At 37.0% G+C, this 13,719-nt stretch carries 13 protein-coding genes and 1 pseudogene; 4 read left to right on the top strand and 10 right to left on the bottom strand.

From position 1 onward, the window contains the following. Positions 1–276: 276 nt before the first annotated feature. The 4 genes from HWQ40_RS10255 to HWQ40_RS10270 are packed head-to-tail and all read right to left on the bottom strand — an operon-like array spanning position 277 to position 5,725. The gene (locus HWQ40_RS10255) at positions 277–1,434 is read right to left on the bottom strand and encodes a cysteine desulfurase family protein (RefSeq protein ID WP_292777306.1); all 1,158 of its coding nucleotides are present in this window, start codon (positions 1,432–1,434) and stop codon (positions 277–279) included. A gap of 6 nt (positions 1,435–1,440) precedes the next feature. Beyond that, on the bottom strand, positions 1,441–3,267 hold the full coding sequence (locus HWQ40_RS10260) for an ATP-binding protein (RefSeq protein ID WP_292777308.1): 1,827 nt from the start codon (positions 3,265–3,267) through the stop codon (positions 1,441–1,443). Further along, positions 3,264–4,313, bottom strand: coding sequence for a helicase-related protein (locus HWQ40_RS10265; protein WP_292777310.1), 1,050 nt, complete (start codon positions 4,311–4,313; stop codon positions 3,264–3,266). Before HWQ40_RS10265 ends, HWQ40_RS10260 begins: the two co-directional genes overlap by 4 nt. Before the next feature lie 29 nt (positions 4,314–4,342). Beyond that, positions 4,343–5,725, bottom strand: a complete 1,383-nt coding sequence (locus HWQ40_RS10270) for an HNH endonuclease domain-containing protein (protein WP_292777312.1) — start codon at positions 5,723–5,725, stop codon at positions 4,343–4,345. Positions 5,726–5,828: 103 nt separating this feature from the next. Here HWQ40_RS10270 and HWQ40_RS10275 point away from each other — a divergent pair, with 103 nt between their 5' ends. Continuing rightward, positions 5,829–6,101, top strand: a complete 273-nt coding sequence (locus HWQ40_RS10275) for a hypothetical protein (RefSeq protein WP_292777314.1) — start codon at positions 5,829–5,831, stop codon at positions 6,099–6,101. Between the two features lie 74 nt (positions 6,102–6,175). Beyond that, positions 6,176–6,397, top strand: a complete 222-nt coding sequence (locus tag HWQ40_RS10280; RefSeq protein WP_292777316.1) for a hypothetical protein — start codon at positions 6,176–6,178, stop codon at positions 6,395–6,397. A 252-nt stretch (positions 6,398–6,649) separates the two neighbouring features. Here HWQ40_RS10280 and HWQ40_RS10285 read toward each other — a convergent pair whose 3' ends face one another. Together HWQ40_RS10285 and HWQ40_RS10290 are read right to left on the bottom strand one after the other, a co-directional pair. Further along, on the bottom strand, positions 6,650–7,450 hold the full coding sequence (locus tag HWQ40_RS10285; RefSeq protein WP_292777318.1) for a phosphoadenosine phosphosulfate reductase family protein: 801 nt from the start codon (positions 7,448–7,450) through the stop codon (positions 6,650–6,652). A 217-nt stretch (positions 7,451–7,667) separates the two neighbouring features. Then, entirely contained in the window at positions 7,668–7,859 is a 192-nt protein-coding gene (locus HWQ40_RS10290) for a hypothetical protein (RefSeq protein ID WP_292777320.1), read from the bottom strand. A gap of 139 nt (positions 7,860–7,998) precedes the next feature. On the opposite strand from HWQ40_RS10290, the gene HWQ40_RS10295 reads away from it, so the two are divergent. Next, positions 7,999–8,220, top strand: coding sequence for a hypothetical protein (locus HWQ40_RS10295; protein ID WP_292777322.1), 222 nt, complete (start codon positions 7,999–8,001; stop codon positions 8,218–8,220). Positions 8,221–8,309: 89 nt separating this feature from the next. Then, positions 8,310–9,209, top strand: a complete 900-nt coding sequence (locus HWQ40_RS10300) for a DUF4351 domain-containing protein (protein ID WP_292777324.1) — start codon at positions 8,310–8,312, stop codon at positions 9,207–9,209. Between the two features lie 73 nt (positions 9,210–9,282). Here the strand turns inward: HWQ40_RS10300 and HWQ40_RS10305 are convergent, their stop codons facing one another. From HWQ40_RS10305 to HWQ40_RS10320, 4 genes and pseudogenes are all read right to left on the bottom strand, one after another. Continuing rightward, complete coding sequence (locus HWQ40_RS10305) at positions 9,283–9,720, bottom strand: type II toxin-antitoxin system VapC family toxin (protein WP_292777326.1); 438 nt, start codon at positions 9,718–9,720, stop codon at positions 9,283–9,285. Beyond that, positions 9,717–10,091, bottom strand: coding sequence for a hypothetical protein (locus HWQ40_RS10310; RefSeq protein ID WP_292777328.1), 375 nt, complete (start codon positions 10,089–10,091; stop codon positions 9,717–9,719). The genes HWQ40_RS10305 and HWQ40_RS10310 overlap by 4 nt, the downstream gene beginning before the upstream one ends. A gap of 10 nt (positions 10,092–10,101) precedes the next feature. Continuing rightward, positions 10,102–12,795 (bottom strand): annotated as a pseudogene (locus HWQ40_RS10315) (hypothetical protein); the annotation flags it as partial. Beyond that, positions 12,767–13,321 carry a DUF4007 family protein gene (locus HWQ40_RS10320; protein ID WP_292777528.1) on the bottom strand — a complete coding sequence of 185 codons (555 nt, stop codon included), beginning with the start codon at positions 13,319–13,321 and terminating at the stop codon, positions 12,767–12,769. The pseudogene HWQ40_RS10315 and the gene HWQ40_RS10320, both read right to left, overlap by 29 nt. Positions 13,322–13,719 lie beyond the last annotated feature (398 nt).

A 13,719-nucleotide genomic window follows, 5' to 3' on the forward strand; every position in this document is an offset into this window, starting at 1 on the left:
TAGCCTACATCTAGACTGGGTTTTACCTTCTTACCTTTAACCCGAACTCAGGTTATTTTAGGCTCAAAATAGCTTAGTACAAACTCATTGCCCAAATAGCTGTTCTCTGCATAAATATTTTTTTGTCTCACACAAAGACGCAAAGAAGAATGCAAAAATAATGACTTTTACAAGAAGTCTATTGTGATTTGATGATGGTGTAAACATTCAGAAGGGGATGAGAAAATTTTTCAGATATGGAGAGCAACTGACGATAATTCGTTTTTTTGTATATTTTTAGAGAAGTTGATGAATTTCATTTACTGCACTAGCGATCAGAGAAGATGCTTTTTCGATTTCTTCTTTGGTTGTAAATTTCCCAAGACCAATTCTTAACGCTCCCTCAATTATATTTTCCGCAAGATTCATAGCTTGCAGAACGTGAGATGGCGCGACAATACCTGATGAACAAGCCGCACCTGTAGAAATAGCTAATTGATGGCGAACTCTAGCAATAATGGCATTATTAGGGATGTTAGGGATAGAAATATGTAAGTTACCTGATAAACGGTTGTTTAAGTCTCCATTCACCAGTAAATCAGGAATTTGAGCTTGCAGCAAGTTTTGCAGTTGATCTCGCAAAAGTGCGATCGCATTTTCATCTGCTGACATTTCTAATCGTCTCAATTGACAAGCTTCTCCTAAGCCAGCAATTTCGGGGACATTGAGTGTACCGGATCTGAGTCCCTGTTGATGTCCGCCACCGTAAATAAGTGGTTCAAGATAATGACCTTTTTTTACTACCAATGCACCAACGCCTTTGGGTGCATAAAGTTTATGACCAGAAATAGCCAGATAGGTAATACCCCAGTCTTGGAAGTTGATGGGAATTTTACCGACTGCTTGGGAAGCATCACATAAATAAGGGATATGGTATATTTGCGCGATCGCTCCAATTTTTTGTACTGGGTAAATTGTCCCTACTTCATTATTAGCAGCCATCACGCAGAGTAAGGAAGCACCACCAGAGCAGACTTTTTCTAGATGTTCTAAATCAATTTGGGCTTGTTGATTGACATTTAACCAAATAATTTTTGCAAGTCTTTTTTTGGCTAATGCTTGACAGGTATCTAAAACTGCTTTGTGTTCAACTGGGGAAACAATTATTGTGGCGGGACTATTTTGTTGAGAAATATGTCCTTGAATTGCTAAGTTAATGCTTTCTGTTGCACCAGATGTAAAGATAATTTCCTTGGAAGAAGTATTGATTAATTCAGCTATGTGTTGACGGGCTTGTTTAACTGCTTGTGCTGCTTGATTGCCATAACCATGATCTACACTATTTGCATTACCAAAAGCAGTAGTCATATAGTACATGACTTTTTCTGCTACTCTGGGATCAACGGGAGTAGTTGAATGGTAATCAAGGTAAATTATATTCTCTTGTGTAGTCATTTTATTTCATAACTCATTCTCTAAAAATCTTCTGGCAACTCTCCCCCAATCAATACGATTATCTTGAGCATTTTCTTTACGTTTACCATCTGGTTGTTCATCCTCATACCTTGCCCATGCCATTAGTAGTAGCTTCAATCCATCTAAGGAGTTAATCAACCGAGAACGTAAAGTATCTATATCAGCTTTATCCACGTCTTCCTCTAAGATTTCTACTAAATTTTGATAAGCGGGATGATTGGTATTCAAAGTAACAATAATTGCTCCTCCTCTGGGTTTAACTGAGAAGAAAGCAGGAGTATCAAGAGGAGCTTCAACAAAGGTATATTTTAAGCCATCATCTATTGTAGTTGCTGCTAAGAGTTCGGCTTTGGTTTCAGTTACACCTTCTTCTTTTAAAGTTTCTTTAATGACCTGTTTTCGTTCTTCTTTTGGCAATTCTTCATCTTCATCACTTTTACCTTTATGACCCTGTGATTTACGTTCTTGCGTAACAGTAGTAGCTACTTTTTCAGGTTTATAAGGGTGATGGCGTTTTTCAGTGGTACGAGTGCCTTTAGTCTGTGCTTGCAGTAAACGACGAATAACACTCAATTGAGTCTTGATTTTATGGGCTATATCTAAAAGAGGAGCTTTTGGGTCTTCATCTTCTTGGAGTTCTTCTTTGAGTTGAGTAATAGTTTTTCCATTTTCTAATAAAGACTCAATCTCAAATTCTAGAAGTTCAGCAAAATTCCGAGCTGATTGTTTATTATTAGTTACTCCAAAAATATCATCAAGAGAGGGTGGAAATTCTACTTCTACTCCCCACCATCTTTCTCTTGAATCATAAGCAATCACTACTCCTGTATCCATATCTAATTCTCGTCCAGCACGAACTACAGAAACACCAACGTTTTTAGCAGCGTGTTTTCCATGAGGTAAATCACCAGGATTTTTTCCTGGTTCGGCTTGGCGGGCTTCTTCTTTGGCGTAAGAGAAACGCACTTTTACATCATGTTCTTTCTCTTTAAAATTAATTTTATAAGTTGCTTCATAAGATGTATCACCTTCCCAAGGTCGGAACATTGCCTGATTATCAAATGGTGTAGGGCAGGAAGTCTTTTCTATTAGATAACCTGGATCGTTGGGTAGGGCATATTTTTCTACAATCAGGTTATATAAAGCATCTAAATCAAATGCTACCATGCGGATTTTTACTTGACCGCTATTCAGAAATTGGCGATACATTCTCCCGATCACAAATTCAGAATTATCAATAATCGCTTTTCCTGTTCGCCAAATACAACGGTCTATTTTTGACCACACTACTAATGTGCCACTGTCACCAAAATTTTGACTGATGTTTCTCGAAATGATCGGAATTGGTTTAGCAGTAGGTTCAGGTACTTCGGTCATCCGACGATTTTTGATCTCATCTAAGTCAAGGTAACTATGGAGTACATTTTCTATGCCATTTTGCCATGACCACACATCTAACCGTTGGCATTGGGAAATGGAGGAAGATGGTAAACCCATGCCAAAACGTCCAATTCCGGTATGTTTATCTTCATCTATATACGTACCATTGCCAAATTGCAGTGCTAGACGTAAAACATTAGCATCCATACCTTGACCATTATCTAATACTGCTATTTGTTCAATACGCGATCGCTTCCTCCCCTCCACCTGCTGTTTTCGTTCACCACACAGTAACTCTACTTGGGATGCACCGGCTTGAATGGCATTATCCATTAATTCGGCGATCGCATAAGCGGCGTTTTTATAACCGTTATCGCGCATTGCTTGCACTGCCAGGTGAGTCGGCACGATATCATGAGCGTTAGCATTCATGGGTTTTTCCTCCAAACGTCTTCCCAATTGTGAAAAGCTGATGCTACTGAACCAAAACCGGGGAGTTGGCTATCCACAACCGTGACAATTTCGGCGGTAGCATTACCCCCAGCTTTGAGTCCGCGAATGGCGCGTCCTACCATTTGGCTGTAGAGGACAAGGGATTTGGTGGGACGGGCGATAACGGCGGCGCTGGTTTTGGGTGCATCGAATCCAGTGGTTAAAACGCCGTAGTTACATAAAATCTTGGTTTGGGGCTGTTCGTCTTTAAAACTTTGAATCAGCCTTTCTCTCTCTGATTTGGGGGTATCACCTGTAACAACATCAGCATTAAATCCTCTCAAACGCAATATTGAAGCGATGAGTCGCGCGTGTTCAACGGAGGTATTAAAAACGATAATCCGTTGATGATATTGGGCTAGTGCTTCTAGTTCGAGGATGATGCGGAGGTTGCGTTGTTCGTCTGCTGCTAACCGATTGAGGATATATTGGGGTATGTCTAATTCTGTATTAATCCGATTCAGGTCTTGGGGAGTTAGTTCAATACCTGTTTCATAAAATAAGGAACGATAGTTAACTTTAGCGAGGTATTGTTGATCGACGAGATAATCAATGGGGTTGTCATAACCTGGGATTTCTAAAGTAACTTTCTGCTGGGCGAAGAATTTTGCTAGTTGTGCATCGGTGTTAATATCAGCCCAAGTCCGTCCCGGTGTAGCGGTTAAACCTAATAAGGCGGTTTTTTCGTAGGGGATGACTAAAGCATCTAAGACGAGTTTGTAGGTTTGGGCAACTGCTTGATGGGCTTCATCGATAATTACCAATGAACAACGCACACCCAATTGATTAATAAAGCGAATACTCTTTTTGGCGGCGTGATAGACTTTCGCTAATCCTGCTACTACTAAGCCATCTTCAGCTTGTTCTAAATCTAACTCATGGCTACCCCAGAAGCGATAGGTTGAAATGGGGCGATCGCCTAAACAGTCCCATGCTTTTTGAAATTCTGTAACTGCTTGTTCACAAAGTTCTTCACTATATGCCAACCAAATTACTAAAGTGGGTTCATTATTTCTCAGGTGTAAACCCAATTAGGGCTAAAACCTTGTATAGTTGCTAAAGAAATTAAAGGTAGAGTTGTTATTTTATAAGCCTTACTCAAAACCTCTAAATTTAACAAATCATCAGCTTGACTAACTTTTAATTCAGATACAAATGACTCAGTATATTTTAACCATTGATTTTTAGATATGTTTTCATAGGCAATAGTTAAACCAATATGTTGCAATTCCAGAAAAGCCTTAAAATATTCTTCAGATGGTAAGTTATTAGATTTAGACGAATTAACAGATTTTGTTGTTGGAATTAAATTCCATAATTGATCATGAGCTACAAAAGACCAAGGTAAATAATGATCTAAGGAAATTTCATTCTTATTTAATTTAACTTTTGAATAAATACATTCAATATCTCGATATTCTAAAATAGTTTTCCAATATTTAGTTTGATTTGCCAAAGAATCTCTTTCTTGTGGCATAAATAATTTGTTTACCACATTAGGAGTGCTAGGGTTTCTCTGCTGCATATAATTCAACCATTCCCAAGAAGCCCACCCCCTAACTATTGTGTAGTTTTCCTCTAAATATTCAATCCAATCTGGATGTAAAATAATGGCGTTACAATTTTTTTGATCTTCAGCGTTAAAATAATATAAAGGCTTTTTATTATCAAATTGATTATTAGCCAAACTAATAATAGTAGGGTTAACATCGTAATCTTTTAATCCTCTCATTTCTTGAGAAAAGAAAGGACGAATTAAACGATAAGATACATAGCGATTAATAGAAATAACAATATCATCAAGATTTTGATTATTAATAGACGTACGCAAAAGTTTTTTATCTGTATCTCTAAACTTTAAAATTGGTTCTGTAATTTCTAGCTCAAGAGCATCTAATTTATTAGCAATTTGGTCTTGCTTACCAAAAGATAGTTTAAAATAATTGTAAGGATACCAAGCATTAGCTAACATTTCAACAATTATTTCCCGAAAGCTAATAGGCGATAAAGTATCAAAATTCCTTCTTTTTATAATGTCTAATATTGATAAAAAATAAAGATATTTATAAGAATTAGTTATATTATTAAATATTTGAGATAAAACTGTAACATTAACTTTGTCTGAAAGTGGTAAATCCCGACTTATGATTTGATTTTTAAATAAGATTAAATCTCCTAAAAATACTTGAATGAAATCATTGGCGGCTGATTGATTAATCTTATTTAACGCCTTGACAATTTCTGCAACAGTTTCAGCAGTGGGGTCAATTTTTTCATGATACCAACGAAAGACAATCGGACGCTCAACACCTAAACCTGTCGCCAATTGGCTTTGGCTGATGTTGTAAGACTCTAAAACCTGTTTGAGTGCTTGTCCTGCTTTTCCCATAATTTCCATTATCACAGGTCAGGGAGCAGAATTTTGTTAACTTTTGTGATAACTTATTTTTTCAATCTGTTATCATATAAGATAACAAAAATTGTAGAAAAAACTTAAGACTATGCAAGTAGAAGATTGGCAAATGTTCGATGAGGATGGGAATATAGCCGTTTCTCAGATGATGCAAGAGATTAAACAGGCTCTTTCTAACCAACCTTTACCAAAAGTGCGTGAGCAACTTCATCAAAAAATTCAAGAACTTTCAAAAAAGTATGGTGAAGTCTATGACACAGAAGTTAGATATAGAATCTCATCTCGATTGACTGCTTGGGCTTCTGAAGTTCACGATCTTAAATCTGTTTTTGGTTTTAATTCTCAATACTGGGATTTGTAAGACTATACAAAACTCCTTAATTTAATTGTTTGGTTTGTGGCGAATCCTACTTTGTAATATTAAACAGGCGAGTTATGGCAGAAGAATTTGTGACATTAGAAGATGACAGCAGAAATCAAGTCCAGGTAAGCAGAGAAAAGATAAAACACATATTAGTCGGTACTCCTAATGTAGTGAGGAAAACTATCCATATATTGCATACCATAGGTTACGCAGAAGTAGGTTCTTGGTCTAAACCTGTAATAGCAGGAAGTTTAGGTGAATCAGGCGATGTAGTGAGTGTATTGATTAGATAGCAAGTTTAGAAAATAAAAGATACAGGAGTTAGGGCGATTGCACTAACTCTTGATAATTGATATTTTGTGCCATTCTCAATAACCGTATGGTGGGCAATGCCCACAAAGTAAAAAGAAAGGTTTGAGTCAACCAATAGTATTGCCCACCCTACTAAAATCTGACTGAAATATTTCAATTATCATAATTTGGTAAATTATACATATTTAATTAATATTTAAAAATCAAAATATAATATTTAATATTCGTGAGAATTACAAATGGCAAACTAAACAACTTAACTCATCATCTTCTTTATCTAAAATTTCTTCTAATGCTTCAGCTACGTAAGAATTCAAAGCAACCTTTTTCTCTTTAGCCATTAACTTCTCATGTTGAGCAATAATTTCATCCTTGCGTTCTAGAAGTTGCAATAAGCTTTCCCCATCTGTCCATGTATAGGTTCTACCATCTCTATGATTTGATTCATACTCAACAGCTTCTTGAAATAACTTAGGATGTTCCTGTGCTAACATTACCCATTCATACTTGCGTTGGAAGAAACAGAAGAAACACCCAGAACGACTGCGCCAGCGATAATAATCAGGGAGTCCAATTCCACTCTCTTCTAATAGCCGAATAATATCAGCCTTAACTAAACCCTTTTCCTTAAAGGGAAACACAGGTTTAATATTAGGTTTAGTGGAGATATAACCATCACGGTTTTCATCAGCACGAATGCCAATGTAACTAATAGCCTCATCATCCCCCACAAAATCTTCTAAAGGCCTAATTTTCATCTTGACGGTACACCAACGCATTTGGGGTGAAGGTAATAAACCATCATGAATCGCTAACCAATGGTCAAAGCCTCGTTTGTCACTGAGATAATGAATTTTAATCCCCAGACGTGCTTTGATGCGGTCAAGATATTCGTAAGTCTCCGGTAATTCTTTATGGGTATCACAAAAAAAATATTCCATCTCTGGAATTTCCTTATGCAGCACTACCGCTAAAGCCGTGCTATCCTTTCCCCCAGAAAGTCCTAATATGTGTCTAACTTTCTTGTCTGCCATGCTTATTTTTTAGTGCTTTTTGCCAAGTATATTAATAACGCTAATATCTTAGCAAAGATGCAAAGCCAATGTGTAGCCTTTTTAAATTAATGTTAAAGATTATTAGTATAATTACTGAGTTAAACTCCATTTTTCTCAACTAGGCAATTAAGCTTTTATACCTCAATCCGGTTCATTTAAAGTCAAAAATCTGAAATTTGGTAGAACGAAACATTACTTAATGTTTTAACCTACGCTTCATTTCTAAATATTGCTGGAACTTAGGATCAGATATGCACTCGTCAATGAACTTCTCCAGTTCATCCTTCATAGTACTGTCAATAAATTGACAGTACTCCTTAAACTGCTCCTTCTTACCCTCTGGAAGATAGAAACCAAGATACTCTTGTCCCTGACGTTTCTCTGTCACAAAGAACTTTTGCATATCATCATGACTCATCATAAATCGTTAAGTTTCAATATACCTTTTGTACGGTACGTATAGTATGTATAGTACAATAGTGCATGAAAGGGATTAATCCTACTTTGCAACATTGAATAGGTGAGTTATGGCAGAAGAATTTGTGACATTAGAAGCTGACAACAGCGATCAAGTCCAGGTAAGTAGAGAAAAGATAAAACACATATTAGTCGGTAGTCCTAATGTAGTGAAGGGGACTATCCATCGCTTGCATACTATAGATTATGCAGAAGTAGGCTTTTGGTCTAAACCTGTAATAGCAGGTAGTTTAGGTGAATCAGGCGATGTAGTGAGTGTATTGATTAGATAGCAAGTCTAGGAAATAAAAAGTGTAGGGAGTTGGCGCGATCGCGCATTGCACCAACTCTTGATAATTTAAATAACTAGAGAACTAATTGAATGACACGTTTCATACATGACAAATTTGCCAAAGACTATCTTGAGGAATTGCTAAAAGATTACGGAGAAGTCAAGTCATCAGAAAAAGTCTCAGGAGAGATTAAAGAAATAGATGTTTTCTTCACTCCTGACAAACAGCAAAACTCTAATTTACAAATACTGGGTTTACTAGGAAGATTTGCTGAAAATCCTGCACTCATAGAACCATTCCGCAATCCAGCTTCTACCGATGAAATATGCGACTGTATTCTAAAATTATTAGAAATCAAGGCTTTATTGCGACGAGAAGCTAAAGCTAAGAAAACTAAACTTCAGGACTCAGAAATTCCCAAATTGTGGGTTCTTACCCCAACGATATCTGAAACTAGATTGTCTAGCTTTGGAACTATGCAAAAAGAAGGTTGGTTATCAGGAGTACATTTTCTCGCAGATGCCTTGCGGACAGCAATTGTAGCAATACATCAATTACCACAGATACCGGAAACTTTATGGTTGAGGCTTTTGGGTAGGGGAAGCGTGCAGTCGCAAGCAATTATCGAGTTGCAAGCGTTACCATTAAATCATCCATACCAAAAAGCAACCCTGGAATTAATTTACAACTTGCGCGAAAACTTGAGAGTAAATCAAGAATTAGAAGCAGATGATAGGGAGTTAGTTATGCGATTAGAACCACTTTATCAAAGAGACAGAGAACAAGCTAAACAAGAGGGAAGACAGGAAGGAAGGCAAGAAGGAGAACAACATTTAATTATACGTCAAATCAATCGCCGTGTTGGGGAAATTAATCAATCATTAATCGAGCGAATTAAAGGTTTATCTATTGAACAATTAGAAAATCTAGGAGAAGCATTATTAGACTTTTCTAATGTTGCTGACTTAGAAATTTGGTTAAACCAATAATAAGGATAAAAAGTGTAAGGAGTTGGTGCGATCGCACCAATTCTTTATTATTTAAATAGCACACACAGAGACTTCATTTATCTTGTTGTGACCAATCCTCAATCTTTAAAGAAGGTACTTGAGAAAAATCCCGATAGTTTCGCGTCACTACAACTGCATCATTGCTCAAGGCAATTGCTGAAATTCGCATATCCTTCTGCAATCGCTGTTTCGATAAAGTTAGATTTTCTTTTAGCAATCGCTGAAACCTTTGGCCTGCTTTTTCATCAAAATCTAATACCCTCACTTGTCCGAATAAAGCAACTGTCCGGTTTAACTTGCCATCTAATCGCACAACATCTTCAACTTCCCGCGCACCGTTGATTCGCACTACCCAACCATTAAACAATTCCTGAACCGTCACGATGGAAATCGCTACCTCTACTCTCACCTCTGCAACTCGACGCCTCACCTGTGGATGTCGTTCTAATAACAGCGACACATGATCTGTATCTAACAGCCAAAGGCTCATACAGTGCTATTTATATCTAACTCGCGCTCAGTACGCAGTTCCTGAGCCAGATCCGCAAACTCTTCATCTCCCTCAAACATCCCAATAAAATCTGTCCAGGGATTATTTGCCACTTCTAGCGTCAGCACCTCAATATTTGCCAGTCTAGCTTTAATTTGCTCCTGTACGGCCGCGATGCCTTCGGCAACCCCAAAGGGGAACGCATCTGAACGGGTTTCAGCTTCATCTGTACAATTAGGTAACTCTGGGACTGATGCGATAAAGAGTCCCGACTGAGCCTGTTCAACCAGAACATGAAGAGACAGCCTATTAAAACTTGTGACGGCTAGAAGATTCATAAATGCTAGTGCTAGGTTCTCTTTCCCCATCATAATGCTTCTTTTAACCGAAGTTCTTCCCCTTGATATTCTCATCAGATCGCTTTTCATCTATCTGAATAACCGTCTCTGGCAAATCAGAATTTAAAATCCGTTCACTTAACTTTGCCAAAACCGCTTGTCGTAACTGCTGATCGTCAGGTAATTCAGCCAGAATGTTGTCAACAATCTGCTCAACCTGCGATTCTCTCGCATGATCTACCCATACCATTCGATTGAATTCATTACCATCGGGACGAGTTATGGTGATCCGTCGGGCTTCAAAACCTTCCCCCTTGGCGGCAACTTCCTTTTGCAAAATTTCCAGATTGTTAAACCGTCGCGCCAAATCCGCTAACTTCATCTCAAATGCGATCGCATCATCATCAGTCCATGATTCAGCAGGTTTATCCGCAACAATCATCACCAAAGCTTCCAACCACTGAGAATCACTTGCGGTTTCATCCAATGCTGCGCGAATAAAGCGTTTTAGTGAGGATTCAATACATTTTCCGGCTAAATAATTCGCCCTTACCCGCAAATCTTCTCTAAGTTTTGTTTCCTTACTTCTGACCCCAAAGGCTTCATAAATCAGTTTTTGACAATCACTCAATAAGCGATCGTAAGCTGTATGAATCTCTCTGAGGGCATGAACTAACTTAGTGCGTAAAGTTTTCGCAGTGACACCATCATCCCCGACTTCAGTGCCGATAGAGGGTAAATTACAAGCTGCTGGTAAAGCTTTAAATAACAATTCATCAGGTTCAACAGTAGTTTTTAATGCCTTTAAAATGGCTCTTGGTTCATCTGCCAACCGTCGGGTTTGTTGAGTATATTTAGGCAGTTTATTAACAAATTGATAAAGAGGAGTAACTACTGTTAACAGAGTGGCATTACGAACTTTACCCAATTTTTTTAACTGAGGATTGCGTAAAATTGCTTCTAATTCTTTGAAAACTTCTGCCCTTAATCCGACTACTGCAAAATACTTAACTGCAAACCGTTCAGGATATTTAACTAATAATTCAAAATGTTCTGTTCCTAATACAGGAATAAATGTACCGTCTTGATAAAGTCCCAAATCATCAGCGTGATACAACAGTACCGCCGCTAAAATAACCGGAACTGCACCTTGTTTTACACCGTAGGGAGGTGCTGCTAAATGTTGATAAAGTAAATTAAAAGTTTGGCTTGTTTCTGTTGCTGCTAAACAAAAATTCTCAACTGCTTCCCACAGAGAATTCAAACCCGAATTTTCTAATGGTGGATAAAAATCCCAATAATCATCTTCTTGACCTTCGCGCAGCGTGCCGGAGGCATGAATCCCTGTTTCTTCTAACAGAGAATAATACATACTAACTTCGGGGCCATAACCCTCTAAGCCTAATCTTTCTTCATTTTGATGTTCCAACATTGCCTGAATCAATTCTCGTCTAGCCTTTACCCCTTGAGAGGTTAAATCTCGACGGTTAATTAATTCATTCCACAAAATTGCACTGCGATGATAAACGCGATCGCAAATATCAGAAAGCTTACTATTAAAGTCAGTAATGTTATTGAGTATTTCGACTTGTCCTTGAATCCAACATTGCTGATTTACACCTATACTAAATGACTGATTGAGAGTTTCATCTAAAAATTCTTCAGCTTCTTGTAAACGATAATTTACCTCTTTTCTAGCTACCCCATCAGTTTGTAACTCTTTGGCTGTTTTTTTAATGTTATTTAAAGCCACAAATTCTAGAGTACGAATTCGCAAAATATCTAAGTTAGCTGCACTCAAAATAACTAATGGTTTACCATCGTTAGTTGTGGAAGGAACAGAACTAGGCATTTCGTCATCTACCCAATACCCAACAAAACCATCTGCATCCACACTACTACAACGTAACTGACTCAAATCTTGGAAATTATCTAAATAATGCCGTTCAAAATAACGTAAAGTTCCCGTCTTATAACTGTGACGTTGTGCGACTAAAGGTCTTAAAGGACGCTGGAGAGATAACAGTTTAACTAAAGGCGATCGCTCTTGTTCTATATATATACTTAATTCACTATCAACATTAAAATCAGAACCTTGCCAAATCCGCAATTCATCCAATTGACGACGATGAGTAATTAGATTCTGTTTTAGTAGTTTATCAATAATTTGTTGCCAATAATTAATTTGTGTTTCTGACGGGCGATCGCACATTGCTAAAGATACTAAAGTTCTTGTCGCCCTCATCGAACCTGTAACTGTAATTATGTTCAAAATCCCAATAGTTTTTAGTACCCTCAGACTATCTTCTTCTAAACGTTTAGCATCATTAATTAAATCTTGAACTTCTACCCATCTTTGCAAATTAGGGCGAGAGGCTAAACCCATTCCCGCAGCTTCAATAAAATAGTCATAAACTCGATCTAACTTAAGACTTGGTAAGTTATTATCTTTAACTGTTACTTCTTCTAAAAAATTACGAAATGATAAAGGCTCGCCACTCGTTAAAAATGTGAATAAAGAACGGTCATTTTGAGCATAGCGTTGACAGAGAGTTGGTAAAGCAAATGCAGATAAGGGATGTAGCGGATAAACTTTTTTTATAACTTGATCGGTTATTTCTTCATCTACAATTATTGATTCTAAATATTTGCTCCACTCCTCAGAGTCACTACGAATAGCACAGCTTATATTGTCTGCTGCCGACGAATCAATCGCTTCTCCAATTAAACTCATCATTACTAAAATCTTGTGCTGCATACATTCTTAAAATACAATTTACATCTTTGATAAAAGAAGATTCAGCAATATTTTTGTTGAAATTATTTATATAATCTTTCAACCCCGCCAAAATATCTTCTTTTGTAAAATCCAAATCTCGAAAAATATTAAAGATATAATACCAAGCAGCCGCTTCGCAAGTGGGTTTTAACAAATTCCAATGTAATAACCATAATGATGCCGGATCTTCTAAATAAGCATCCCATCCATTATTTCCTAAAAGTTTTTCCCCAAATCTTGTTGGTAAATTACTTTTATCAATAATTTTGAATGCACTAGACCAATAACGAATAGCACTTACCATGTTTTTTCCAACACCTAAACGTACAGGAGCATCATCTTGTGAGAAGATATCTGGATTTTTTTTGGCTGCATCAAATCCTTTTTTCAACCAACCAAAACGAGGGTGGAAAGTTTCATGGTTGGCAAATATTGGATTTACTGCATTTTCAAAATTTGTAAATTTCAGACTAGTTTGGATCATGCTAGAATAAATATAATAACAACCGATTTGTTTATTATGGCTTAAATGAGACACAATTTAGTGAATTATGAGCATTTCAAAGTCGATAGAAATTTTACCTTGTTTCATACATTTAGGGTCGTAAACCTAATCTTTTGAGAATATAAGTGTAGCTTATTCTATTTGATGCAGAAACTTCTGTTTTTATCAACTTTACAAATTAAATGTCACTTTCTTGTTAGTACAAGTGTTTATACTACAAAGGAAGCTCACAATACTTAATAATATAAAAGCGCACAAAATGCTGTGATGTTAGTACAGGCTTCATCTACATAAAAGATTTACTATTTTAATCTGTTTCAGTGTAGATGTATAAAAATTAGGCCAATCTTACATAAAAGGTTTCAGTTATGTCATTT

The sequence above is a fragment of the Nostoc sp. NMS9 genome (assembly GCF_017114995.1).
In the GTDB taxonomy this organism is placed as follows: Bacteria; Cyanobacteriota; Cyanobacteriia; order Cyanobacteriales; family Nostocaceae; genus Nostoc.

Coding starts and splice junctions, on each gene's coding strand:
- HWQ40_RS10280 (WP_292777316.1), top strand. CDS start 6,176: ATGGCAGAAGAATTTGTGACATTAGAAGATGACAGCAGAAATCAAGTC.
- HWQ40_RS10285 (WP_292777318.1), bottom strand. CDS start 7,450: ATGGCAGACAAGAAAGTTAGACACATATTAGGACTTTCTGGGGGAAAG.
- HWQ40_RS10295 (WP_292777322.1), top strand. CDS start 7,999: ATGGCAGAAGAATTTGTGACATTAGAAGCTGACAACAGCGATCAAGTC.
- HWQ40_RS10275 (WP_292777314.1), top strand. CDS start 5,829: ATGCAAGTAGAAGATTGGCAAATGTTCGATGAGGATGGGAATATAGCC.
- HWQ40_RS10320 (WP_292777528.1), bottom strand. CDS start 13,321: ATGATCCAAACTAGTCTGAAATTTACAAATTTTGAAAATGCAGTAAAT.
- HWQ40_RS10260 (WP_292777308.1), bottom strand. CDS start 3,267: ATGAATGCTAACGCTCATGATATCGTGCCGACTCACCTGGCAGTGCAA.
- HWQ40_RS10270 (WP_292777312.1), bottom strand. CDS start 5,725: ATGGAAATTATGGGAAAAGCAGGACAAGCACTCAAACAGGTTTTAGAG.
- HWQ40_RS10300 (WP_292777324.1), top strand. CDS start 8,310: ATGACACGTTTCATACATGACAAATTTGCCAAAGACTATCTTGAGGAA.
- HWQ40_RS10310 (WP_292777328.1), bottom strand. CDS start 10,091: ATGATGGGGAAAGAGAACCTAGCACTAGCATTTATGAATCTTCTAGCC.
- HWQ40_RS10305 (WP_292777326.1), bottom strand. CDS start 9,720: ATGAGCCTTTGGCTGTTAGATACAGATCATGTGTCGCTGTTATTAGAA.
- HWQ40_RS10255 (WP_292777306.1), bottom strand. CDS start 1,434: ATGACTACACAAGAGAATATAATTTACCTTGATTACCATTCAACTACT.